This is a genomic window from Clostridium chromiireducens, from assembly GCF_003575225.1.
In the GTDB taxonomy this organism is placed as follows: Bacteria; Bacillota; Clostridia; order Clostridiales; family Clostridiaceae; genus Clostridium; species Clostridium chromiireducens.
The window spans coordinates 52572-74945 of sequence record NZ_QXDJ01000011.1 but is presented as its reverse complement, the minus strand read 5'-3'; the positions used below and the strand labels follow the sequence as shown (position 1 = coordinate 74945).

Sequence of the window (22374 nt, the reverse complement as noted above, 5' to 3'; positions counted from 1 at the left end):
AGGGGCTGTTGATTTGTTGATAACTACATCAAACCCAGTAATATCAACAAAATTGCATTCAAAAATATTGTGGATAATTCAGTAACAAATTGACCTAGTTATCCACAATAATAAACACTATATTATTATAAAAATATTATCCACAGTATATACTAGATTTGTTATATACAGCTGTGGATTAATTTTGAGTCAGTTTCTTTGTAATGTCATTGACAGTATGTTGCAATGAATCATCAGTTTTTAAGTTCTCAGAAATTTTTTCATAAGCGTGTATAACAGTAGTATGATCTCGACCTCCAAATTCCTCTCCAATTTTAGGCAAGGACATATCTGTCAGTTTTCTACTTAGATACATTGCAATTTGTCTTGGATATGCTACATTTCTCGTTCTCCTCTGAGACTTTAAATCTTCGACACGTAAATTAAAGTAACTAGAAACTACATCTTGTATAGAATCAATAGTCACATGCTTTCCTTGTTTTTTAGATATTATATCTTTTAGTGCCTCTGAAGCCAAATCTACAGTAACCTCTCTGTTTGTTAATGAAGAATAAGCAATTATTCTTATTAAGGCACCCTCAAGTTCTCTTATGTTGGATTTAATTTTAGTAGCAATATACCCCATAACTTCATTAGCCACATTTAGATTTTCAACATCAGCTTTCTTTTTTAAGATAGCCATTCTTGTTTCAAAATCAGGAACCTGAATATCCGCTATTAGTCCCCATTCAAATCTAGAACGCAGCCTATCTTCTAAAGTCGGAATTTCTTTTGGGGGTCTATCTGAAGATAATATAATTTGTTTATTTGCGTCATGTAATGCGTTGAATGTATGGAAAAACTCCTCTTGGGTACGTTCTTTTCCAGCTATAAATTGAATATCATCTATAAGTAATATATCTACATTTCTATATTTATTTCTAAATTCTTCATTTTTATCGTCCTTAATTGCATTAATCAACTCATTTGTAAATTTTTCAGATGAGACATATACAACCTTAGCGTTAGGATTACCATCCAAAACATAATGTCCTATGGCATGCATCAAGTGGGTTTTTCCTAGTCCAACTCCCCCGTATATAAACAAAGGGTTATATGCTTTTGCAGGAGATTCTGCAACAGCAAGAGATGCAGCATGGGCAAATCTATTACTATTTCCGATTACAAATGAATTGAATGTATACTTTGGATTTAAAGTAGATGACATTTCATCATTAACAATAACTGATTTTGGAGATGGGTTAGAATTATTTTTACTATCTTCTTTATCAAAGTTATCAGACATTATAATAAATTCAATTTTATATAATTTTGAACAGATTGCTTTTACTGAATTTGCAACTAAATCTTTATATCGTTTATCTAAAATATCTTGAGTAAAGGAATTCGGAACGCTTATCTTTAGAGTATCAGAAGAAATAGATATTGGCTCGCAGCTTTTAATCCAAGTATTAAAGCTAACTTCACTTAGTTCACTTTTTATGATATTTAAGGTTTTACCCCACAAATTTTTAAGATCGGCATCCATTCGTATTCCTCCAATATTTTTATAAAAAAATTTTTTATGATATTATGTACAGTTTATTAACAGAGATATCAACATTTATTTATTATAGCCAAGTATGTATATAAATATATCAACATGTTAATAATTATGTGTATATATTAATTGAATAAAAAATTAATAACAAATTGTTACTAAAATTTATGAACATATGCTTAACTAGCATTATCAAGGGATTTAGGATGTACTAATAATAGAAACAAACAAGTTATACACAGTTTTATCCACACATGTGGATAAGTTTTAGCATTAATAAGTTATTCACAACATAATACTTATGATAACATAAGTAATTATTCATATTCAATAAGTTATCCACAAAAAAATATATATAAATATAATTATCAACAATTATTACCACCTTGACAGAAAAATAGTATATATATATAATAAATAAAGTAAAATTTAAAAGCGTAAAGTATAGTTTTACTATAAATAATAATTTTAAGGGGGTGCATTTATAATGTTCATGACTTACCAACCTAAAAAGAGACAAAGAAAAAAAGAACATGGTTTCAGAAAAAGAATGAGCACTCAATCAGGAAGAAACATTCTTAGAAACAGAAGACAAAAAGGAAGAAAAAGACTAACAGCTTAAGGGCCGCTCTAAGTGGCCTTTTTTCTGCAAATGCAGGGAAAAAAGGAGAATAAAAATATCTATGACTTATAGATTAAAGAAGAATTTTGAATTTACAATTATATATAAAAGAGGTAAATCATTTGCTAATGAAATTTTAGTTATGTATATATTAAAGAATAAGAGGAATAAAGATAAAGATTTTAATCTTTACAATAAATTAGGCGTTTCTGTAAGCAAAAAAGTAGGAAACAGTGTTGTTAGAAGTAGATGTAAAAGATTAATAAGTGAAAGTTTTAGATTAAATTATCAATATGCAATAAAGGGATATGATTTTATTTTTATAGCAAGAAATCCTATGAAGGGAAAAAGTTACCTTGAGGTAGAGAAGGCTATGAAAAATTTAATTAAAAAGGCAGGCTTATATAATAATGAAGAAACTACTCATACACCTAATTAATTTTTATAGAAAACATATTTCGCCTGGAAGGTCTCCATGTTGTAGGTTTACGCCGACTTGTTCACAATATGCGTTAGATGCTATAAATAAATATGGTGTTTTAAAAGGGAGCATAATGGCTGTTTACAGAATATTAAGATGTAATCCTTTTTGCAAGGGTGGATATGATCCAGTAAGATGAAATATAGGAGGTATATATTTTAATGTTTCAATCAATAGTTGATTTTATGAGAAATATATTTGATTCCCTGCATAACTTTATTGTAAGTATGGGTGTATCAGATGTAGGATTGTCTTATGTTTTAGCAATATTTATTTTTACATTAATCATAAGAATTTTAATATTGCCATTTAATATTAAGGCAGCAAAATCTACACAAGGAATGCAAAAAATTCAACCTGAAATTAAAAAGATTCAAGAGAAATATAAAGATGATAAAGAAAAATTAAGTACCGAGACTATGAAACTATATAAAGAGCATAATGTTAGCATGACAGGAGGATGTCTTCCGTCACTATTACCATTACCAATATTGATGGCTCTTTATTGGGTGTTTATGGGTATACATGGAATAGAAGGAGCATCATTTTTATGGATTACAAACTTATTTGCTCCTGATCATTGGCACATACTTCCTGTTTTGGCAGCACTATCAACATATATTCCATCATATTTAATGTCTAAAGCAACTCCGGCTCAACCAGGAGGCATGAATATGGGAACTATGAATATTACTATGGCTGGAATGATGGGTGTTATGTCATGGAACTTTAGTGCTATATTAGTTTTATACTGGATAATTGGTAATATAATTCAAACTATACAAACATATTTCTTAAACTATAGACCAGCAATTAAAGAAATTGATTCTAGAAAAGAAAAAGAAGCAAAAATAGAATCAGAAAAATTTGTTATGGCAGTTGAAGAGCCTAAAAATTTAGCTAGTAGAAAAAGAAAGAAAAAATAAATAGGTAATTTAAGTTTGATTTAGTATTAGAGGTGGTGAATTAACGGATGAAATCAATAGAAGTAGAGGGAAAAACTGTTGAAGAAGCTTTAAATAAAGCTTTGATTGAATTAAATACAAATGAAAACATGGTTAATGTTGAAATTTTGCATCATGGTTCAAAAGGTTTATTTAACGTTATAGGAGTTAAGCCAGCTATAATTAGGGTTTCTAAAAAATATGATTATATTGAAGAAGCGCGAAATTTTATAGCAAATATACTTAATTGTATGGAAATAGAAGCTAAGATAGATATCAAAGAGGAAAATGACACGCTTATAATTAATTTGTCAGGAGAAAAAATGGGTGTGATAATTGGTTATAGGGGGGAGACTTTAGATTCTATACAATATCTAGTTTCATTAGTAGTTAATAAGGTACATGAGCTTCCTCATAAAAAAGTTATACTAGATACAGAAAATTACAGAAGTAAGAGAGAAGAAACTCTTAGGGGTGTTGCGACTAAAACTGCCTATAAAGTTAAGAAGACACGGAAAGTATTTAAGTTGGAACCAATGAACCCGTATGAGAGAAGAATTATTCATTCTGCGCTTCAAGAAGATGCTTTTGTTAATACATATAGTGAAGGCGATGAGCCATTTAGAAGAGTAGTTGTTGAATTAAAAAATAATTTGTAGAAGAAAGCCCTAGGGCTTTCTTTTTAAATTTATAAATATATTTCATGATTGTATAAAGAAAATTTTAGTTAATATGACTTTGACTATTTAAAGTTTGTTATGTAAAATTAATATTAGTTTTAATGGATATTAATATAAAGATTCTTCTTTATGAAGGAGGAAAATAAATGAAGGAATTTGATACTATTTCTGCAATTGCGACTCCAATCGGGGAAGGCGGAGTTGCAATAATAAGAATATCTGGAGAAAAAGCTTTAGATATTGCTAGTAGAATATTTAAACCTAAGAATGATTTTGATATTAAAAATATGAAGACATATACAATGAAGTATGGAAATATTATTAATTTGGAAAATGAGGAAACTATTGATGAAGTTATTTTAAGCTATATGAGGGCGCCAAGCAGTTATACAGGAGAGAACGTAGTTGAAATTAATTGTCATGGTGGAGTTGTATCAACTAATAGCGTTTTGAATCAAGTTATTAAGTCAGGGGCCAGACTTGCTGAGCCTGGAGAATTTACTAAAAGAGCTTTTTTGAATGGAAGAATTGATTTAAGTCAAGCAGAAGCAGTAATGGATATCATTACTGCAAAGACTGAATTAGCTATGAAGGCAGCGATATTACAAAGTAAGGGGGCTCTTTCTAAGGAAATAGGAGAATTAAGAAAGTATTTACTAAATGTATTGGCATTAATAGAATATGCAGTTGATTTTACAGAGGATGATGAGGATATTATTGATGAAGATTTAATTAGCCAGATTAAAGATGGAATAAATAAATCGATTGTGAATATAAGAAATTTATTAGTAAATGCGGATGAAGGTAAGATAATAAGGGAAGGGCTAAATGTTGTTATTGTTGGTAAGCCCAATGTAGGTAAATCATCATTACTTAATGCATTACTTAAGGAAAAAAGAGCAATAGTAACTGATATTCCAGGAACAACAAGAGATGTAATTGAAGAGTATATTAATCTTGATGGAATTCCGATTAGAATAACTGATACTGCAGGAATAAGAGATACTGAGGATATAGTAGAGAAAATAGGCGTTGAAAAATCTAAAGAAAAGATAGATGAAGCTGATCTAATAATATTAATGCTTGATGTATCGAGGGATATTGATGAAGAGGATCAAATTATAATTGATAAAATAAAAGATAAGAAAAATATAGTTTTATTAAATAAAGTAGATTTAGATGCAAAGATATCAGAAAACATAATTAATAATCTTGATAACAAGATAAATATATCAGCAAAAACAGGAGAAGGTATTGATAATTTAAAGAAAGAAATTAAAAACTTATTTTTTAATGGAGATGTAAAATCTGAAAGCTTAATAATATCTAATGTAAGGCATAAGCAAGCACTCTATAAAGCGCTGGATAACTGTGATATAGCTCTAAACAAAGTTAGTGTTGGAGAATATCTTGATTTAATATCTATTTATGTTACAGCGGCTATGAAGGCATTAGGTGAAATAACAGGAGATGAACTAGAAGAAGATTTATTAAATAAGATTTTTAGTGAATTTTGTGTAGGAAAGTAGGTAAGAGTAATGGCAATAAATTATGATGGCGGGCAATTTGATGTAATTGTTGTAGGTGCAGGGCATGCTGGGTGTGAGGCAGCATTGGCTTCGGCAAGGATGGGGCTTAATACATTAGTGTGCACGATAAATTTAGATTCAATAGCTTTAATGCCTTGTAATCCTAATATAGGAGGTACTGCAAAGGGACATTTGGTTAGAGAAATTGATGCACTTGGTGGAGAAATGGGTGTTAATATTGATAACACATTTATTCAATCAAGAATGTTAAATACCTCAAAGGGACCAGCCGTTCATTCATTAAGAGCACAAGCAGATAAAAAAGATTATCAGTATAGAATGAAAAGAATATTAGAAGAGCAAGATAATCTTATAATCAGGCAAATTGAAGTTACAGAACTTAAGGTTGAAGGTGGAAAAGTAGTTGGTGTAATAACTAAAAATGGTGCCGTTTTTGGATGTAAAGCAGTGATACTTGCAACAGGTACATATTTAAAAGGAAAAATCATTATTGGAGAAGTATCATATGATGGAGGCCCTAATGGATTATTTCCAGCTAATGACTTATCACAATCACTTTTAAAATTAGGTATTGAATTAAGGCGATTTAAAACGGGAACTCCGGCTAGAATTAATAAGAAATCTGTTGATTTTTCAAAGATGGTAGAGCAAAATGGTGACGATAAAATAGTACCATTTTCATTCATGAGTGGCAATATTGAAAAGGAACAGGTTCCATGCTATTTAACATATACAAATGAAGAAACACGTAAAATAATTAGGGATAATATTGATAGATCACCGATTTATAATGGTAGTATAAAGGGTGTTGGTCCAAGATATTGCCCATCAATAGAAGATAAGATAATGAGATTTCCAGATAAGCCTCAACATCAAATATTTATTGAACCAGAAGGCCTTGATACTTTAGAAATGTATGTTGGAGGATTCTCTTCATCGCTACCTGAAGAAGTTCAGATTAAGATGCTTAAAACTTTACCAGGACTTGAAAATGTTGAAATGATGAGAACAGCATATGCAATTGAATATGATTCAATTGATCCGACTCAATTAAAACCAACATTAGAATTTAAAAAGGTTGAAGGATTATATGGTGCAGGCCAGCTAAATGGGAGTTCAGGATATGAAGAGGCTGGTGCACAAGGATTAGTTGCCGGAATAAATGCGGCACTAAAAATTAGGAATGAAGAACCCTTAATTTTAACGCGATCAGATGCTTACATAGGAGTACTGATTGATGATTTGGTGACAAAGGGTACTAATGAGCCTTATAGAATGATGACTTCAAGAGCTGAATATAGGCTATTATTAAGGCAAGATAATGCAGATTTTAGATTAACTGAAATTGGTCATAGAGTAGGACTTGTTACAGAAGAAAGATATAATAGATTTTTAGTTAGAAAACAAAATGTTGAAAATGAGTTAGAAAGATTAAAAAAATTACGAATAACAAATAAAAAGGAAGTAAATGAATTCCTAATTTCATTAAATTCAGCTGAATTAAGAAAACCTATCAGTTTTTATGAATTATTGCAAAGACCAGAGCTAGATTATTTTGATTTATCTCCATTAGATGATGAAAGACTAGACTTACCATATGATGTTGGTGAACAAATTAATATACTAACAAAATATGAAGGATATATACAAAGTCAACTTGAACAAGTTGCACAATTTAAGAAGTTTGAAAAAAAATTATTACCTAGAGATATTGATTATAGTAGCGTGAAGGGGTTAAGGACAGAGGCTGTGCAGAAGTTGAATAGTATTAAACCAATTAGTATGGGGCAGGCTTCACGTATTTCAGGAGTATCTCCAGCAGATATTTCAGTTTTACTTATTTATCTTGAACATCGCTATAATAAGCAATCCTAATATATTAGTATGGAGGAATTATGAATTTTTATGATTTAATGAGTAAATCTTCTGAAGATGTAGGTTTACAACTATCAAAGGAACAGTATGAAAAATTTATTGATTATATGAAGCTTCTTCAAGAATGGAATGAAAAAATAAACTTAACGGCCATAACCGAAGATGAAGAAATAATTAAAAAGCATTTTATAGATTCAATAAAAGCATTTAAAAGGAAAGAATTTAAAAATGCTGCCAATTTAATAGATGTTGGAACAGGCGCAGGATTTCCTGGATTACCAATTGCTATTATGAAAGATGATATTAAAATAACATTGCTGGATTCTTTAAATAAAAGAGTTAACTTTTTGAATAATGTTGTCACTAAGTTAGGACTTTCTAATGTAGAAACAATTCATTCAAGAGCAGAGGATGGTGCAAGGAATAATCAGTTACGAGAAAAGTTTGACATAGCAACCTCTAGAGCAGTTGCAAATATGAGCGTATTATCAGAACTATGCTTACCATATGTAAGGGTTGGTGGGAATTTCATAGCATTAAAGGGGCCTTCTGTTGATCAAGAGATCAAAGACAGTTTAAATGCTATTAAAGTTCTTGGTGGTGAATTAATAGATATTTGTGAAATCAATATTGAAGAAACTGAATTAAGGCATAATTTAGTTGTAGTAAAAAAGATTAAAGAATGCCCTAAAACATATCCAAGAAAAGCAGGTTTAATTACTAAAAATCCTCTTAAGTAATAAATGCAAGTTACAATATTGTAAAAGCAAGGAAACAATTAGATTTTTGGAGGAAAAATAAAACTAAAGTAGAATAGATAATTAAGAAGTTGTGCAAAGTGTATAGTAATTTAATAAGGGATGGGTTGGGAGCATGAATAACGAAATAGTAAAGATTAGCATAGATATGGTAATTCCAAATATTTATCAACCACGTAAATATTTTAATGAAGAAGCAATTGAGGAATTATCTCAGTCGATTAAGCAGTTTGGGATAATTCAACCTCTTACAGTAAGAAAAAGAGGGGAAATTTTTGAACTTGTTGCTGGTGAGAGAAGACTTAGAGCAGCCAAATTAGCTAATCTAGAAACAGTTCCATGTAATATTGTGGACATTACAGATTCTGAATCAGCTGAAATAGCTTTATTGGAAAATTTGCAGAGAGAGGATCTAAATTATATAGAAGAAGCAGAGGCATATTATAATTTGATTAATGACCATAATTTTACGCAAGATGAGCTTGCTAAGAGAATGGGAAAGAAACAATCTACTGTTGCAAATAAGTTAAGATTATTAAAGCTAAGCTCTGAAGTTAGAGAAATATGTTTAAATAATAAATTAACTGAAAGACATGCAAGGGCATTACTTACGGTTCCGAGTGAGGAATTGCAGCTAAAAATAGTTGAAAGAGTAATAAAGGATGGATTGAATGTAAAAAAAACAGAAGAGCTTATCAATAATCAGTTACTTAAGCTAGCAAGTGAGGAATTAAAGAATAAAAGAAAGAGGACTGTTAAAGGTGTCTTGCCTGCAAAGTTATACGTAAATACAATTAAGCAGGTGTTACAAAAGTTTGATATACCCGCTGAATATGCATATAAAGATGAAGATGAGTTCATAGAAGTAATTGTAAAGATTCCAAAAGTTAATAAATAGAATTCAATAATAACATATAAGTAAAGTTAAGGTTATCATTGCGTAATCTTAACTTTACTTTATGTGCAGTAATATAATTATACTTGGTTTATAATTAGGGTATATTAAATATATTCATAAATAAAAATTTCAACAGATTTTCAATGGATTATGTCACTCAGATTTTACTTTTTAGAACATAAATCTTTTATTATCGTAAAAAAGTATATATAATAATATTATGGGAAAGGGGGGAGGCTCTTTTAGGGCTAAACTATGAAAGTAATTTGTATTTTTAACCAAAAGGGTGGCGTTGGAAAAACGACCACTAATATAAACTTATGCTCTTACCTTGCAATGGAAGGTTATAAAGTTTTAACTATAGATATAGATCCTCAAGGAAATACAACGAGTGGACTAGGATTAGATAAAAATAATTTAAAATTGTCTATTTATGATGTACTTGTTTCTGAGACGACTATGAAAGAATCTATACTTAGAAGTGATCTGGTTCAAAATTTATATATATCACCATCAACTATGGAGCTTGCAGGTGCGGAAGTTGAACTTATAAATAGAAGTGATAGGGAAAACATAATAAAGAATAAGTTAAAGGAAATTGAAGATGAGTACGATTATGTATTTATTGATTGCCCGCCTTCTTTAGGAGTATTAACAATCAATGCATTGACTTGTGCTGATTCAGTTTTAGTTCCTATTCAATGTGAATTTTATGCATTAGAGGGAGTCAGTCAATTAGTAAATACTATACAGCTAGTAAAAAAGTCACTTAATAAGAAGTTAGAAATTGAAGGTGTTGTAATGACTATGTTTGATTATAGGACAAATCTTAGCAATGAAGTTTTAAAAGAAGTTCAGAAATATTTTAAGGACAAAGTTTATAAAACAACAATTTCAAGAAATGTGAGATTAGCTGAAGCGCCTAGTTTTGGATTACCAATAATGCTATATGACGAGAAATGCAAAGGTGCAGAAGCTTATGTAAAATTAACAAAAGAATTTTTAAAAAGGCAGTAGGTGATAAGATGGCAAAAAAATTTACTTTAGGAAAAGGATTGAGTGCTCTTATACCAGAAGAACCAGAAAATGATGTGGAACAAAGCAGCAGGATATTGGTTTCAATAAATAAAATTAAAAGTGATGATGAACAACCAAGAAAGCTTTTTGATTCTGAGAAGATTGCTGAGTTAGCAGAATCAATTAAAGTTCATGGAATTATCCAGCCATTAATATTGAAGAAAAACTCTAATGAACAATATACTATTGTAGCAGGTGAAAGAAGGTGGAGAGCAGCTAAAATGGCTGGAGTAACAGAAATACCTGCCATAATGATGGAACTAAGTGATAAGGATACTTTAGAAATATCTCTTATAGAAAATATTCAGCGTGAAGATTTAAATCCAATAGAGGAAGCAGTAGCTTTTAGAAAGCTATTAAATGATTTTGAAATAACTCAAGAAGAGTTAAGCAAAAGAATAGGAAAATCAAGAGTTGCTATAGCTAATACAATTAGATTGACAAACTTAGATGAAAGAGTTCAGCAGTACATAATTGAGAGTATACTTTCAGAGGGGCACGGAAGAGTTCTTCTTGCGATTAATGATAAACAAAGACAGTATGAAGTGGCACAACAGGTAATTGATGAAAAATTATCTGTTAGAGAACTTGAGAGATTAGTAAAAAGAATTAATGATGATGTTGAAAAGGATAGGCTTAATAGTAATACTGGTGAATTAAATCCATATTATAAAGAAATAAAAAATCAACTTCAGAATTATTTTGGAACGAAAGTAAATATTTCAAATAAAAAAAATAAAGGAAAGATAGAGATCGAATATTATTCGGAAGAAGATTTGCAAAGGATATTAGATATTATTAATATATAATGTTCCACGTGAAACAATTATGAAAGGAATGACATAAAATTGGATATGCTAATTAACACAATTAATGAGATAACGCCATATTTAATGGGTGGAATGATGATAATAATAATATTATTATTTATAATGGTAGTAGTCTTATTTAAGGCAGTAGGAAGAGTGGAAAATAGATATAGAAAATTTATGAAGGGGACTAATAACATTAACATTGAAGAAATGCTTTTAGATCGTCTAAAGACTATTGAAGAAGCAAAAGAGACTTCTGATAAGGCTATTGATGAATGTAAAAGATTAGAAATAAAAATGAAAGATTGTATTCAAAAAGTTGCAATCATGAGATATAAAGCTTTCGAGAATGTTGGTAGTGATTTAAGTTTTTCGATAGCTATGTTGGATGATAAAAATGATGGTGTTATCTTAACAGGAATATACGGAAGACAAGAAAGTACAACATATGCTAAACCTATTGACAAAGGAATATCAAGATATGATCTATCTGAAGAAGAACTATATGTTTTAAATGAAGCAGCAAATAAAGAAAGTAAATAAAATTAAATTTTATATATTATAGGTCACATATATTAAAGGGAGTGTCGCAAAATGATTAAATTTTAATCAGGAGCGATGCTCCTTTTCGGTTTAAACTAGTAAATTTCCAAATATTTAAAATCCAATATCAATTATTTGAATATTTCTGGCTTTTATGCGCACTCAAATAAGCCTAGTCACTTTACTCCATAATCAGGCAGTGGTTTTTAATTCATGAAGATAATTCTGAGTTCTTTCATTTTGTATTTTTGAATGTATTTTGTTAATGTTGTAACCAAACAAAGCAAAATAAACTCAGTTTGAACACTATTTTTTCCACGTGTTAAAAATCTATTGAACTCATAATCACTTTTCAGAACTCCAAATGCTCCTTCGACCTGAATAGATATGTTCATTCTTAATTTAGTTCCAAATTCAGTTGTAATATTTTTATAGGATATTTCACTCTTTTTTACAAATTTTTTTGAAACAGGCATTTTTCTATTTCCTTTTGCTTTTCTGCACTTTACTTTGTGATCGAAATTATCACAGTTTTCGCATTCATACACAGTTACTTCTGATTTGTATCAACTTGTGGATTTTCTATGGATAATAGAAGTGGGTATTAATTTTTTATGATTATGGCAAATATAAAAATCTGATTCAGAGTCATATTTCATATTTTCACGCTTACTTATGTCATTTTTAAAACTTCTTTTTTTCCACTTCTCATAAGTTTGTGGCTTTATATAAGGAGTTTGTTTACTTGATTCTAAAAGCAGATGATTTTCTTCACTTTCATAAACTGAATCTGCAATTACATTAAGATATTTACGACCAATTTTTTCTTTCAAATTCTTAAGCATAGGTATTAAAGTAGCTATATCATTTCTATCAACAAATATTCCGACACCGGTTACGTATTCACTTTCAACTGCGATTTGCACATTATATGCAGGTTTTAATTGCCCATTTCTCATACGATCGTCTTTCATATGCATGAAAGTTGCGTCTGTATAAGTTTTGGAGTAACTATTTCTTTTTGAAAATATTTTTTTACTCAAATTATATTTTTCTTGTCTTTCTTTATATTCAGATAGTTGCTCAGTCCACTTTTGAATTTTAGTTTTTATTTTACCAATTCCGTGAACAAATTCTATGTTTCTTTTCTTTTTTTCATATACAAGCAGCCATTGAAGGATTTTATTAATATCATCTGTTAATGTTTCATTTTGAACAGTAAAATCTTTTAACTCTTCAAGGTTGATATTTTCAAAAAGAGCAAGAATTTTCTGAAACATTTTCCCTTCATTTTTTAAAATTGCTTTTTTCCAAACAAATGTATAACGATTAGCATTCGCCTAGATTTTAGTACCATCAATAAATGCATTTTCAAATAATATTTCCTTTTGATCCGCTAGATATTTAACTTGTTGATAAAACAAATCTTCAATCACTTCATTTGAAAGATAGTCTTTACGAAATCTGCTAATTGCAGCATGATCAGGTGCTTTTAATCCTTGAAGTAACCATCTGAAATTTATATCTCTTCTACATGCTTTTTCTATTTTTCTACTTGAATAAATATTTTGAGAATAAGCATACGATATTATTTTGAACATGATTTTGGGTTCCACTGCCGGTTTTCTTCCAACGGAAGAGTACGCCTTATACAACTTTTTGTAATTTAATCCCTCCAATACATGGCTTAGCAAGCGGACAGAATCATCTTCTGGTATTAAGTTTTCTAAATTTAATGGTAATATAAGTTGAAAATTATCATTAAACTCATTATAATTTTTAATGTATGATTTAGTTAGTCGCATAATTTAATTATACAATCAATGTGAGTTCTTCGGAATTCACATTTTTTTATTTCTATAAAAAAATGAGCTGCTACAAAACTAACTATGTTAGTTTTGCAACAGCCCCTTTTTAGTTACTATAACATTGTAAATATATAAATGAATCTTTAGATTTCTGATATTGTAAATACAGATATCGTATACGTAAAATTTATATGTAATTTAATATAAGTCAATTTAACGACAAATTGCAATATCAAATACCATAGCATACCTAGTTTTACATTCTTAAAGATTAGAAGTACGTAAAATAATTTGAGTATTATGGAATTTTATGCTATAGATAGAATTACCAACACAAGCATCATGATAACTATGAATTACGTTGTATTTAATTTACGGTATAATTCTAAAATAGCTACACGCTAGGGGCTTAAAAGTATTATAAGAGTATAAAAGATACGTTTTATAAACAGCTTCTCCTACATTAGCAAAGTAAATTTTAACATAAGCCTTGTTTTATTTAGATAGTGGCTCCATTCTCCATTTCATTTTTAATAGAATTTATTAATAAATTCAGCTCTTTTGATTTTTTGCATGCTGATAATCAGTCTTTAAAGTAAGTTGGATCATACGTTTTTGGAAACTCAAGTTTTAATTTTATGTGATTCAGTTTTATTATTTGTGTAGCCCATAGTGTTTATCAGCCATGTATGTTTTTGTTTAACTATAGAATCGTAATGAAGAATAATCAACTATTAATTTTTCATAGCTTGGTTTAATTGTGCAACTAGTGATATCTTTACTTTTTAATAAAATATAAATATATAATCACATAATTTGAGGGTGAAGATAGAAACACAATATTTTAAGGCTGATAATAATTAAATGATATTACAATTATAGATATAGATAAAGATTCTTTGAAAAGTAATAATTTTATGATAGAAGAGTAATTTATACTATTAGGTAAAATTATTAGTGACTTTTAGAAGTGTTTCACGTGAAACAATAAAGTATTAAGTTAATAGAAGAAAATATTGTTTCATGAATTTGATTATTAATTTAACCATACTTTACAAAACAAAGACGAAAGAGGCTTATATTAAATATAAAAATAAGCTATAAATAATATCAAGTGAAATTTATAGAGCATTTCAAATTATATGTAAATTTAATATTTATATAAAGTATAAGTAGAAGATAATTGAAAATTTATATAGAATATTTTTCAAAAGTATTTTTATCAGTACTCTTGAGAATAAAGTAATATATGCCCCTTGAAATAGAATCTGCTAAGTTCATTACTGTATTTAAGCGTGTGTTTTGTAATACTAGAAAATCAAAACTTCCCGATATGTTAACTATGCCAGTTATACTCATTTCTCCGACAGATGGAAGATTTTTATTCAATGCTAAGCCAGGAAGAAGAGGTTTTTTTTGTATAAATATCTTTCCAATATTATTTATAGAACCCAAACAGGAATCAATAGCTATTATGTATGGATTGTGAAAGGTTAAGTTGATTTCATCTAAAATATTTACTATGTTTCTTGCGTGAACTGGATTTTCAAGTGTGCCATAAATATATATATTATTTTTTGAAAAGTACTTAAGTTTATGTCCTACTAATGGACCAAGGGAATCTCCAGTTGATCTATCACTACCAATACATATAAATATGATAGGTCTCTTTTCTTCAAGAATTGGTTGTAATTCAGTAAATAAATAATCTTTAATCTTTATGTAGGAGTTAAGTGAAGCTGAATTTACAGAAAAACTTTCGCACATAAAAGAACCTCCTTTTATTAGATTTATTTCCAATAAAAAAAGGTTTTATTCATTAGTTTTATAATTATTAATTCAATAAAATAATAATTATCGATAAGGGATCTATAAAAGGTCTAATTTAGTCACAATTTTATTTAAAGTGTTAAGAGTATAATCTATTTCCTTTTTTGTAGTAAAATAGCTAATGCTCAATCTTACAGTGCCTATTGGATAAGTGCCTATAGTTTTATGTGCTAATGGAGCACAATGTAAACCTGCTCTAGTTTTAATTCCATGATCATCAAGGTAATAACTTAATTCAGAAGAATCTAAAGCCTTAGCATTTATGGAAACGCAAGTTGATAACCTTTTTCCAGATAAGTCTCCATAAACCTCAAGTTCACTTATATTTAATAAACCGTCAATAAGATTTTTCATTAGATCATGATTATGTTCGTATATGACATTTAGGCCTATAGAATTTATGTATCTAATTCCTTCAGCCAATCCTATTATACCTGGAAGATTATGAGTCCCGCATTCAAATTTATCAGGTAAAAAGTCGGGTTGATCTAAAGATGATGAAAGGCTTCCGGTACCACCATGTAACAAACTAGAACAGGATTCATTAAATTTTGAGTCGAGTATGAAGCCTCCTACACCCTGTGGTCCTAATAAGCTTTTATGCCCTGTAAAGGCTATTGCATTAGCTTTAATCTTTTTCATATTAAGATCCAAGACTCCAGCTCCTTGAGAAGAATCTATAACAAAGAATACTCCATGTGAGTTACAAATTTCACCTATACTATGTATATCTTGAATTGATCCGGTGACATTTGATGCTTGAGTTATTACAACTAATTTTGTTTTGCTTGTAATTTTACTTTTAAAATCATCAATATCAAGGAATCCTCTAGAATCAGCATTTACTATATCTAACTTAATGTTAAGGTGTTCTTTACAAAAAGAAAGTGGTCTAATAACAGAATTATGTTCCATGGATGAAGTAATTACATGATCTCCAGGATTTAATATTCCTTTAATTAACATATTTAAAGACATAGTAACATTGCCTGTAAAAATTACATTACTAGGAGAGTCATATCCGAAAAAGTTACAGACGCTTTCTCTAGCATCATATAGATATCGATTACTTTTAAGAGAATTATTATAGTTACCTCGCCCAGCATTACCACCTACATTAAGCATATATTCATACATACTATCAATAACTTGTTTTGGCTTAGGAAAAGTAGTTGATGAATTATCTAAATAAACTTCCATTATTCACCTCTAAAAAATAAATTTATATATTCCCCAAATCATAAATATTATGCCTAGTATGAGAAGGAAATAATCTAAGATTTTTGAAGTATTATTTGTGAAACCAGGTTTTAACCGTTTAGAACCTTTGCTTACTAAAATGTTCAAAAAACAAAACCATGTTATACTTCCAATTATCATAGAAGAAATAGAAAAAAAGAAATATATTCTTCCGTGATGCCTCCAAACATTGAAAATTGTACCACTAAGAGCAATCCACAATGAAGGCGTAGTGGGGTTCAAAAATGTTATCAAAAATCCAGTTAGGAAAGAATTAGAAGCATGGCTGTAAATTGATTTTTCGAGTTTAGAGTTTGTATTTTTGGATTTTGAAGATATTCTATTGGCCAAAATTAAAACAAATCCAGAAACTATCCAAAATAAACTATGAAATTTAGGATTTGCAGTTAGTATAGTAAGTAAACCCAGATTTATAATTATTATATATATAATATCTGCAGATACAGCACCAAGAGATACCTTAAAACCTTCTTTAAAGCCCTTTGACATGGAACGGCTAACAGATTCAAGACCTGATGGTCCTAATGGGATAGAGGCCATAAAACCTGTAAAAAAACCTATTAATATAGCTTGTAATATATTAATTACTGAAAACATCATATTCTCCTTTAAGTTACATTTGTATATTATTATAAAATAAAAAGTACTTTTTTTCATTAAAATTACGAAGTTTTTATTTTAAATACAATCTTACCTTTATAAAGTAAAAAAAATATATATAATATAAATTATAGTATAACAGTATAAGAAGGTGGTGCAAACATGAATTATTATATCATAGTGTTTAAAAATACATATGATGCTATGGCAGCAGAAAAGAAACTAAAAGAGTTAGAATATGAATTTAAAATTATGCCTACACCGACATCTATAACTATGAGTTGTGGAATATGTGTTAGGATAGATAAAAAAGATGACATTGATGAAGTAATAAATAAAAATATACTAGAATATAAAAATGTATATTTCAGAGATAATGGAGGATATGCATTATTTAGTGAGTAGAAAGGGGGAGTATATTTGCATGATAATTATCTAATAAAGTTACAAGAAAGCTTTAAATTATATATAGAAGAGGCTATAAGTATTGAAACGCTTGAAATGGTTATAAGTAAAGGATTGAAGATAATTTTTGTAATCACTGCAATGTATTTTTCAATTAAAATTGGTAAGTATTTAATAAAGAAGTTTGTTGAAAGGCAAATTGAAAGTAATGCTGTACTTTCCTTAGATACTCAAAGAGCTAAGACTATAGGTGAAGTATTAAAAAGTATTTTAAAATACTCAGTATATTTTATGGGAAGTGCAATAATAATATCAATATTATTTGGTGCAGTATCATTTACTTTTGCAAGTATAGGCGGAGTTGCTGTGGGGTTAGGTTCACAAAGTTTAATAAAAGATTTAATTAACGGATTCTTTATTTTATTTGAAAATCAATTTGGCGTTGGAGATCATGTAACGATAGGAAGCTTTAATGGGATAGTGAAGAGTATAGGAATTAGAACTACTGTAATCACAGATTTTACTGGAGATATTCATTCAATTCCAAATGGGTCTATAGCCGGAGTAACCAACCATTCCAGAAATAATATTAGATTTGTAGTTGATTTGAATATTTCTCATGAAGAAGATGTGGAAAGGGTAATTGAAATTATTAAAACTGCCTGCAATGAGTTTAAAGATAAAAATGAAGAATATATAAGCGAGTCATTAGAAGTTACAGGTGTTACAGCATTAGGAGTAGCAAGCGTTACAATAAGAGTTGTAGGAAAAGCGAAACCATTAATGCAAGGAAAAATGGAAAATGAACTTAGAATGGCAATAAAATTGGCGCTAGATAAAAACAAAATAGAAATGCCAGCTTCATAAAATCCGATTAGTAGATAAAAATATAGGAAAGAGTGATAGGTAATGATAGAAAGTTTTAATCTTGGAGATATAGTAGAAATGAAAAAGCAGCATCCTTGTGGAACAAATCAATTTGAGGTAATAAGAGTAGGTGCAGATATAAAAATAAAATGTACTGGCTGTGGCAGAATAGTAATGATTCCGAGGGGAAAATTTAAAAAGGAAGCAAAAAAAATAGTAGTTGTTGCAGAAAATTAGAAAAAATACTTGATAATGATTATGATAGATGTTATAATCATTTATTGTAATCCCTGCTATGCAAAGCATAGCCGTTAGTCCGAGGGGAGGAGGTGAAATTAATGAGAAAGTACGAAACTATATTTATATTAAACCCATCATTCGATGAAGAAACAGTTAAAGCTAACATCGAAAAGTTTAAGGGTGTTATAGAAAATGGTGGAGGAACAGTAGATAACGTTGATTTCTGGGGTAAGAGAAAACTTGCTTATGAAATTAAAAAAGTTGGTGAAGGTTACTATACTTTAGTTAGCTTTACTGCTAGTCCTGAATTACCAAGAGAATTAGATAGAATATTCAGAATCACTGATGGTGTTATCAGACATATCATTGTTAATGAACAAGTATAAGGTGGTGTTGTAAATGAATAAAGTAGTTCTAATTGGAAGATTAACTAAAGATCCAGAACTAAGATTTACTCCAGGAAGTGGAGCAGCAGTAACAACCTTAACATTAGCAGTTGATAAATATAACACAAAAACTGGTCAAAAAGAAGCTGATTTTGTACCCGTAGTAGTATGGGGAAAACAAGCTGAAAGTACTGCTAATTACATGAGTAAAGGTAGCCAAATGGCTATTAGTGGTAGAATTCAAACCAGAAGTTATGATGCAAAAGATGGTACTAAAAGATATGTAACAGAAGTAGTTGCTACTGAGGTTCAGTTCTTAAGTAAAGGAAATGCGTCAGGAAATGCTGGAGCTAGTTTTGGTAACAGCAATGAATATTCAATGCCAATGAATGATGCATTCAGTGGTGGAGGTTTTGAAGAGGATATAACTCCAGTTGATGATGGAGATATGCCTTTCTAATTTTTGAGTAAGGAGGGAATAAGATGAGCAGAGAAGAAGGTAACAATAATAGAAGACCGGGCGGTAAAATGAGAAGATCTAGAAAAAAAGTTTGTGCTTTTTGTGTAGATAAAGCTGAATTTATCGACTACAAAGATATAAATAAGCTTAGAAAATATGTTACAGAAAGAGGAAAGATTCTTCCAAGAAGAATTTCTGGAACTTGTGCTAAGCACCAAAGAGAATTAACAGCTTCAATTAAGAGAGCTAGAAACATAGCATTATTACCATTTACAACAGAATAAAGGTAATAATTACAATCCCCCCTGAGAAATCAGGGGGTTTTTAGTATAGAAAAAAATAAAATGAAACTTTATGTTGTGGTAAAATTTAGTAAATGACCTATAAGTTCTTGCATTACTTCTAAAAAAAAACTAAAATAAGAATACAAGGGTTTTGAGAGGGGTGATAGGACTATGAGAAAAGATAATTTTAATATAATGACTAACATTAAAATTATAGAAGATTTAAAGGCACAACTTCTTTGTATAATAGGAGAGTTTTTTAAGCTTTTAACAAAAGGTAACAATATAGCCCGTGATTCCATTTTAGATTGCATTTCTAGCGCTATAATTGTACTTTATATCTTAGGCGAGAAATTGGGATATTCATTTGTAGATATTGATCATATTATGAAATCAAAGTTAGATTTGGGGATAAGGGCTGAAGATCAAGTAGAAAAAGAGGGTAAGAGCTTAAGTAAATTAAAACGTTATATTAGTGATAGAAGAGATTAAATATAACTTAGGAGGCTTTTTATGAATTGGATAACTATGCTTAAACGCTTGCTTAAGCCGGGACTGCTAATTATAGTTTTAACAATATTATTTGCATATAATTATATAGGCATAGGTATAATTATCCTTATAGTTTATTTAATAGATGATTTTTATCAGTTAAACTATTATTGGAAAAATCAAACAGATGCAAACGAATTTATAAAGAGCATAGATAAAGGAATATCTGATAATGTACTAAAATCTATTTATCCATTAGCATTAATAAAAGAAGATGGTGAAATGATATGGTGCAATAATCTATTTAAAACTCTGAAAACAAATAAAGAAGATCCAGAGAGAAATATTTTGAGTATAACTAGAGGAGTAAATTTAGATAATATATTGAAAAATGAAGAAAATTCGCATCAAAGATTAAGCATCAACAATAAGTTATATGATGTGTATGCTACATTTATTGAAACAAAAAATAAAGAGTATCTATATCTGCTGTCTTTTAATGACATAACCAAACTTATAGATTATGAAACTACTCAAGAAAGTATAATGTTGATTGAAGTAGATAATTTTACTGAAGTATTAGATAAGACTGATGAAAGTAATAGGCCCCTATTAGTTGCAGAAATAGAAAGAACAATAAATGCATATGCTAATAACTTGAAGGCAATGATTAAAAAGTATGATACGAATAAATATGTGCTATCAATTCAAGATAAATATATTGAAGATGAAATAAAGCAAAAATTCAATATAATAGAAGTAATTTCAGAAATAGATAAAGGAAATTCTATAGAAACTACGTTAAGTATAGGGGTTGGAAAAGGTGGCATGTCTCCACTTGAAAATTATAATAATGCAAATATAGCAAAAGAATTAGCATTAGGAAGAGGTGGAGATCAGGTTGTTGTTAAGACCAATAACGATATCAAGTTCTTTGGTGGAAATACTAAAGAGATAGAGAAAAGAACTAAGGTAAAAGCGCGGGTAATTGCTAGGGCTCTGAGTGAATTAATATATGAGAGTAGTAAAGTATATATAATGGGACATAAGAACCCTGACATGGATTGTTTCGGATCGGCAGTTGGATTAGCAAGTATAGTAAAGCAATTAGGAAGAAGTTGTAATATCATCTTAAGCAGTGATATTAATGCAATTGACTACTTCTTAAATAAATTAAATAAAGAGTCAAAATATGATGATTTATTTATATCAATCGAAGAAGCAAAAAATGAATTAGATAATCAAACTCTAGTAGTCATTGTAGATGTTCATAATAAAAGTTATATAGCCGATTTATCGTTAGTTGAGAAAGCTGAAAGAAAAGTCATCATAGATCATCATAGGAGAAGTCCTGATATGATAGAACATGATATATTAAATTATATAGAAGTGTATGCCTCATCTACGTCTGAGATGATTACAGAAATAATTCAGTATATGGTTGATAAGCCAAATCTGACAAGGACTGAAGCCGAAGGATTGCTTGCAGGTATTTTTATGGATACAAAAGGTTTTTCGTTTAAAACCGGTGTTAGAACATTTGAAGCTGCATCATTTTTAAAGTCTTTAGGTGCAGATACTATTGAAATTAAAAAGATGTTTACTGATGATTTAGAAGATTATTTACTTATTGCCGAAACAATAAAATCAGCAGAGGTGAATGAAAGTACTGCTATTGCAATAACGCCTAAAAATATAGATACTGTAATTATAGCCAAGGCGGCCGATGAATTGTTAAATATATCTGGAATTTCAGTTAGTTTTGTTTTAGGTGAAATAAATAATGATATATATATTAGTGGAAGATCAGTAGGAGATATTAATGTTCAAGTTGTATTAGAAGCACTTGGAGGTGGTGGCCACATGAATATTGCTGGTGTTAAAATATCAAATAAGACAATTGAAGAAGTGGTCATTGAATTAAAAGAAGCAATGAAAAAATACTTAAGGATAGGTGAATAA

Annotated in this window: 24 protein-coding genes and 1 pseudogene; 20 read left to right on the top strand and 5 right to left on the bottom strand. The window is 29.3% G+C overall.

The features are described from left to right. Positions 1 to 178: 178 nt before the first annotated feature. A complete protein-coding gene (gene dnaA, locus D2A34_RS25945) occupies positions 179 to 1528 on the bottom strand; it encodes a chromosomal replication initiator protein DnaA (RefSeq protein ID WP_079440850.1) in 1350 nt (449 codons plus the stop codon). A 499-nt stretch (positions 1529 to 2027) separates the two neighbouring features. On the opposite strand from dnaA, the gene rpmH reads away from it, so the two are divergent. From rpmH to D2A34_RS25885, 12 genes are all read left to right on the top strand, one after another. Then, positions 2028 to 2162, top strand: coding sequence for a 50S ribosomal protein L34 (gene rpmH / locus D2A34_RS25940; protein WP_079440849.1), 135 nt, complete (start codon positions 2028 to 2030; stop codon positions 2160 to 2162). 61 nt (positions 2163 to 2223) lie between these two features. Continuing rightward, a complete protein-coding gene (rnpA, locus tag D2A34_RS25935; RefSeq protein ID WP_079440848.1) occupies positions 2224 to 2601 on the top strand; it encodes a ribonuclease P protein component in 378 nt (125 codons plus the stop codon). After that, positions 2573 to 2782 carry a membrane protein insertion efficiency factor YidD gene (gene yidD, locus D2A34_RS25930; protein WP_079440847.1) on the top strand — a complete coding sequence of 70 codons (210 nt, stop codon included), beginning with the start codon at positions 2573 to 2575 and terminating at the stop codon, positions 2780 to 2782. The genes rnpA and yidD overlap by 29 nt, the downstream gene beginning before the upstream one ends. A gap of 22 nt (positions 2783 to 2804) precedes the next feature. Next, positions 2805 to 3569, top strand: a complete 765-nt coding sequence (locus D2A34_RS25925; protein WP_119368283.1) for a membrane protein insertase YidC — start codon at positions 2805 to 2807, stop codon at positions 3567 to 3569. A 47-nt stretch (positions 3570 to 3616) separates the two neighbouring features. Further along, positions 3617 to 4246: an RNA-binding cell elongation regulator Jag/EloR gene (gene jag, locus D2A34_RS25920; protein WP_119368282.1), complete on the top strand. Its 630-nt coding sequence runs from the start codon at positions 3617 to 3619 to the stop codon at positions 4244 to 4246. 167 nt (positions 4247 to 4413) lie between these two features. Beyond that, positions 4414 to 5796 (top strand): tRNA uridine-5-carboxymethylaminomethyl(34) synthesis GTPase MnmE, encoded by a 1383-nt coding sequence (mnmE, locus tag D2A34_RS25915; protein WP_119368281.1) that lies wholly within the window; start codon positions 4414 to 4416, stop codon positions 5794 to 5796. Between the two features lie 9 nt (positions 5797 to 5805). Next, positions 5806 to 7692, top strand: a complete 1887-nt coding sequence (mnmG, locus tag D2A34_RS25910; protein WP_119368280.1) for a tRNA uridine-5-carboxymethylaminomethyl(34) synthesis enzyme MnmG — start codon at positions 5806 to 5808, stop codon at positions 7690 to 7692. A 20-nt stretch (positions 7693 to 7712) separates the two neighbouring features. Next, positions 7713 to 8432 (top strand): 16S rRNA (guanine(527)-N(7))-methyltransferase RsmG, encoded by a 720-nt coding sequence (rsmG, locus tag D2A34_RS25905; protein WP_119368279.1) that lies wholly within the window; start codon positions 7713 to 7715, stop codon positions 8430 to 8432. Positions 8433 to 8565: 133 nt separating this feature from the next. Then, complete coding sequence (gene noc, locus D2A34_RS25900; RefSeq protein ID WP_079440841.1) at positions 8566 to 9348, top strand: nucleoid occlusion protein; 783 nt, start codon at positions 8566 to 8568, stop codon at positions 9346 to 9348. A gap of 255 nt (positions 9349 to 9603) precedes the next feature. After that, positions 9604 to 10365 carry a ParA family protein gene (locus D2A34_RS25895; RefSeq protein WP_079440840.1) on the top strand — a complete coding sequence of 254 codons (762 nt, stop codon included), beginning with the start codon at positions 9604 to 9606 and terminating at the stop codon, positions 10363 to 10365. 8 nt (positions 10366 to 10373) lie between these two features. Next, positions 10374 to 11234, top strand: coding sequence for a ParB/RepB/Spo0J family partition protein (locus tag D2A34_RS25890; protein WP_079440839.1), 861 nt, complete (start codon positions 10374 to 10376; stop codon positions 11232 to 11234). Between the two features lie 39 nt (positions 11235 to 11273). Further along, entirely contained in the window at positions 11274 to 11780 is a 507-nt protein-coding gene (locus D2A34_RS25885) for a DUF4446 family protein (RefSeq protein WP_079440838.1), read from the top strand. Between the two features lie 192 nt (positions 11781 to 11972). Here D2A34_RS25885 and D2A34_RS25880 read toward each other — a convergent pair. The 4 genes and pseudogenes from D2A34_RS25880 to D2A34_RS25865 form a co-directional block, all read right to left on the bottom strand. Continuing rightward, positions 11973 to 13585 (bottom strand): annotated as a pseudogene (locus D2A34_RS25880) (IS1182 family transposase). A 1194-nt stretch (positions 13586 to 14779) separates the two neighbouring features. Further along, positions 14780 to 15355, bottom strand: a complete 576-nt coding sequence (yyaC, locus tag D2A34_RS25875) for a spore protease YyaC (RefSeq protein ID WP_079440834.1) — start codon at positions 15353 to 15355, stop codon at positions 14780 to 14782. A gap of 102 nt (positions 15356 to 15457) precedes the next feature. Then, the gene (locus D2A34_RS25870) at positions 15458 to 16618 is read right to left on the bottom strand and encodes an aminotransferase class V-fold PLP-dependent enzyme (RefSeq protein ID WP_119368278.1); all 1161 of its coding nucleotides are present in this window, start codon (positions 16616 to 16618) and stop codon (positions 15458 to 15460) included. A 9-nt stretch (positions 16619 to 16627) separates the two neighbouring features. After that, positions 16628 to 17275: a LysE family transporter gene (locus tag D2A34_RS25865; protein WP_079440832.1), complete on the bottom strand. Its 648-nt coding sequence runs from the start codon at positions 17273 to 17275 to the stop codon at positions 16628 to 16630. A 165-nt stretch (positions 17276 to 17440) separates the two neighbouring features. Here D2A34_RS25865 and D2A34_RS25860 point away from each other — a divergent pair, with 165 nt between their 5' ends. From D2A34_RS25860 to D2A34_RS25825, 8 genes are all read left to right on the top strand, one after another. Then, the gene (locus tag D2A34_RS25860; protein WP_079440831.1) at positions 17441 to 17683 is read left to right on the top strand and encodes a putative Se/S carrier protein; all 243 of its coding nucleotides are present in this window, start codon (positions 17441 to 17443) and stop codon (positions 17681 to 17683) included. A gap of 15 nt (positions 17684 to 17698) precedes the next feature. Beyond that, positions 17699 to 18550, top strand: a complete 852-nt coding sequence (locus D2A34_RS25855) for a mechanosensitive ion channel family protein (protein WP_182629469.1) — start codon at positions 17699 to 17701, stop codon at positions 18548 to 18550. A 42-nt stretch (positions 18551 to 18592) separates the two neighbouring features. Continuing rightward, a complete protein-coding gene (locus tag D2A34_RS25850) occupies positions 18593 to 18787 on the top strand; it encodes a DUF951 domain-containing protein (RefSeq protein WP_079440830.1) in 195 nt (64 codons plus the stop codon). Positions 18788 to 18888: 101 nt separating this feature from the next. Beyond that, complete coding sequence (rpsF, locus tag D2A34_RS25845; protein ID WP_079440829.1) at positions 18889 to 19176, top strand: 30S ribosomal protein S6; 288 nt, start codon at positions 18889 to 18891, stop codon at positions 19174 to 19176. A gap of 13 nt (positions 19177 to 19189) precedes the next feature. Beyond that, positions 19190 to 19636: a single-stranded DNA-binding protein gene (locus D2A34_RS25840; RefSeq protein ID WP_079440828.1), complete on the top strand. Its 447-nt coding sequence runs from the start codon at positions 19190 to 19192 to the stop codon at positions 19634 to 19636. A 23-nt stretch (positions 19637 to 19659) separates the two neighbouring features. Next, entirely contained in the window at positions 19660 to 19920 is a 261-nt protein-coding gene (rpsR, locus tag D2A34_RS25835) for a 30S ribosomal protein S18 (RefSeq protein ID WP_008419001.1), read from the top strand. Between the two features lie 171 nt (positions 19921 to 20091). Further along, positions 20092 to 20412, top strand: a complete 321-nt coding sequence (locus tag D2A34_RS25830; protein ID WP_079440827.1) for a MazG-like family protein — start codon at positions 20092 to 20094, stop codon at positions 20410 to 20412. 21 nt (positions 20413 to 20433) lie between these two features. Beyond that, on the top strand, positions 20434 to 22374 hold the full coding sequence (locus tag D2A34_RS25825) for a DHH family phosphoesterase (RefSeq protein ID WP_079440826.1): 1941 nt from the start codon (positions 20434 to 20436) through the stop codon (positions 22372 to 22374).

What these genes read in the sequence shown, in the direction of transcription:
- dnaA (WP_079440850.1), bottom strand. Translation starts at nt 1,528, where the DNA reads ATGGATGCCGATCTTAAAAATTTGTGGGGTAAAACCTTAAATATCATA.
- yyaC (WP_079440834.1), bottom strand. Translation starts at nt 15,355, where the DNA reads ATGTGCGAAAGTTTTTCTGTAAATTCAGCTTCACTTAACTCCTACATA.
- mnmE (WP_119368281.1), top strand. Translation starts at nt 4,414, where the DNA reads ATGAAGGAATTTGATACTATTTCTGCAATTGCGACTCCAATCGGGGAA.
- rpmH (WP_079440849.1), top strand. Translation starts at nt 2,028, where the DNA reads ATGTTCATGACTTACCAACCTAAAAAGAGACAAAGAAAAAAAGAACAT.
- D2A34_RS25870 (WP_119368278.1), bottom strand. Translation starts at nt 16,618, where the DNA reads ATGGAAGTTTATTTAGATAATTCATCAACTACTTTTCCTAAGCCAAAA.
- mnmG (WP_119368280.1), top strand. Translation starts at nt 5,806, where the DNA reads ATGGCAATAAATTATGATGGCGGGCAATTTGATGTAATTGTTGTAGGT.
- rnpA (WP_079440848.1), top strand. Translation starts at nt 2,224, where the DNA reads ATGACTTATAGATTAAAGAAGAATTTTGAATTTACAATTATATATAAA.
- rsmG (WP_119368279.1), top strand. Translation starts at nt 7,713, where the DNA reads ATGAATTTTTATGATTTAATGAGTAAATCTTCTGAAGATGTAGGTTTA.
- D2A34_RS25825 (WP_079440826.1), top strand. Translation starts at nt 20,434, where the DNA reads ATGAATTGGATAACTATGCTTAAACGCTTGCTTAAGCCGGGACTGCTA.
- D2A34_RS25865 (WP_079440832.1), bottom strand. Translation starts at nt 17,275, where the DNA reads ATGTTTTCAGTAATTAATATATTACAAGCTATATTAATAGGTTTTTTT.
- jag (WP_119368282.1), top strand. Translation starts at nt 3,617, where the DNA reads ATGAAATCAATAGAAGTAGAGGGAAAAACTGTTGAAGAAGCTTTAAAT.
- D2A34_RS25840 (WP_079440828.1), top strand. Translation starts at nt 19,190, where the DNA reads ATGAATAAAGTAGTTCTAATTGGAAGATTAACTAAAGATCCAGAACTA.
- D2A34_RS25830 (WP_079440827.1), top strand. Translation starts at nt 20,092, where the DNA reads ATGAGAAAAGATAATTTTAATATAATGACTAACATTAAAATTATAGAA.
- D2A34_RS25850 (WP_079440830.1), top strand. Translation starts at nt 18,593, where the DNA reads ATGATAGAAAGTTTTAATCTTGGAGATATAGTAGAAATGAAAAAGCAG.
- rpsR (WP_008419001.1), top strand. Translation starts at nt 19,660, where the DNA reads ATGAGCAGAGAAGAAGGTAACAATAATAGAAGACCGGGCGGTAAAATG.
- yidD (WP_079440847.1), top strand. Translation starts at nt 2,573, where the DNA reads ATGAAGAAACTACTCATACACCTAATTAATTTTTATAGAAAACATATT.
- D2A34_RS25890 (WP_079440839.1), top strand. Translation starts at nt 10,374, where the DNA reads ATGGCAAAAAAATTTACTTTAGGAAAAGGATTGAGTGCTCTTATACCA.
- D2A34_RS25895 (WP_079440840.1), top strand. Translation starts at nt 9,604, where the DNA reads ATGAAAGTAATTTGTATTTTTAACCAAAAGGGTGGCGTTGGAAAAACG.
- rpsF (WP_079440829.1), top strand. Translation starts at nt 18,889, where the DNA reads ATGAGAAAGTACGAAACTATATTTATATTAAACCCATCATTCGATGAA.
- D2A34_RS25925 (WP_119368283.1), top strand. Translation starts at nt 2,805, where the DNA reads ATGTTTCAATCAATAGTTGATTTTATGAGAAATATATTTGATTCCCTG.
- D2A34_RS25860 (WP_079440831.1), top strand. Translation starts at nt 17,441, where the DNA reads ATGAATTATTATATCATAGTGTTTAAAAATACATATGATGCTATGGCA.
- noc (WP_079440841.1), top strand. Translation starts at nt 8,566, where the DNA reads ATGAATAACGAAATAGTAAAGATTAGCATAGATATGGTAATTCCAAAT.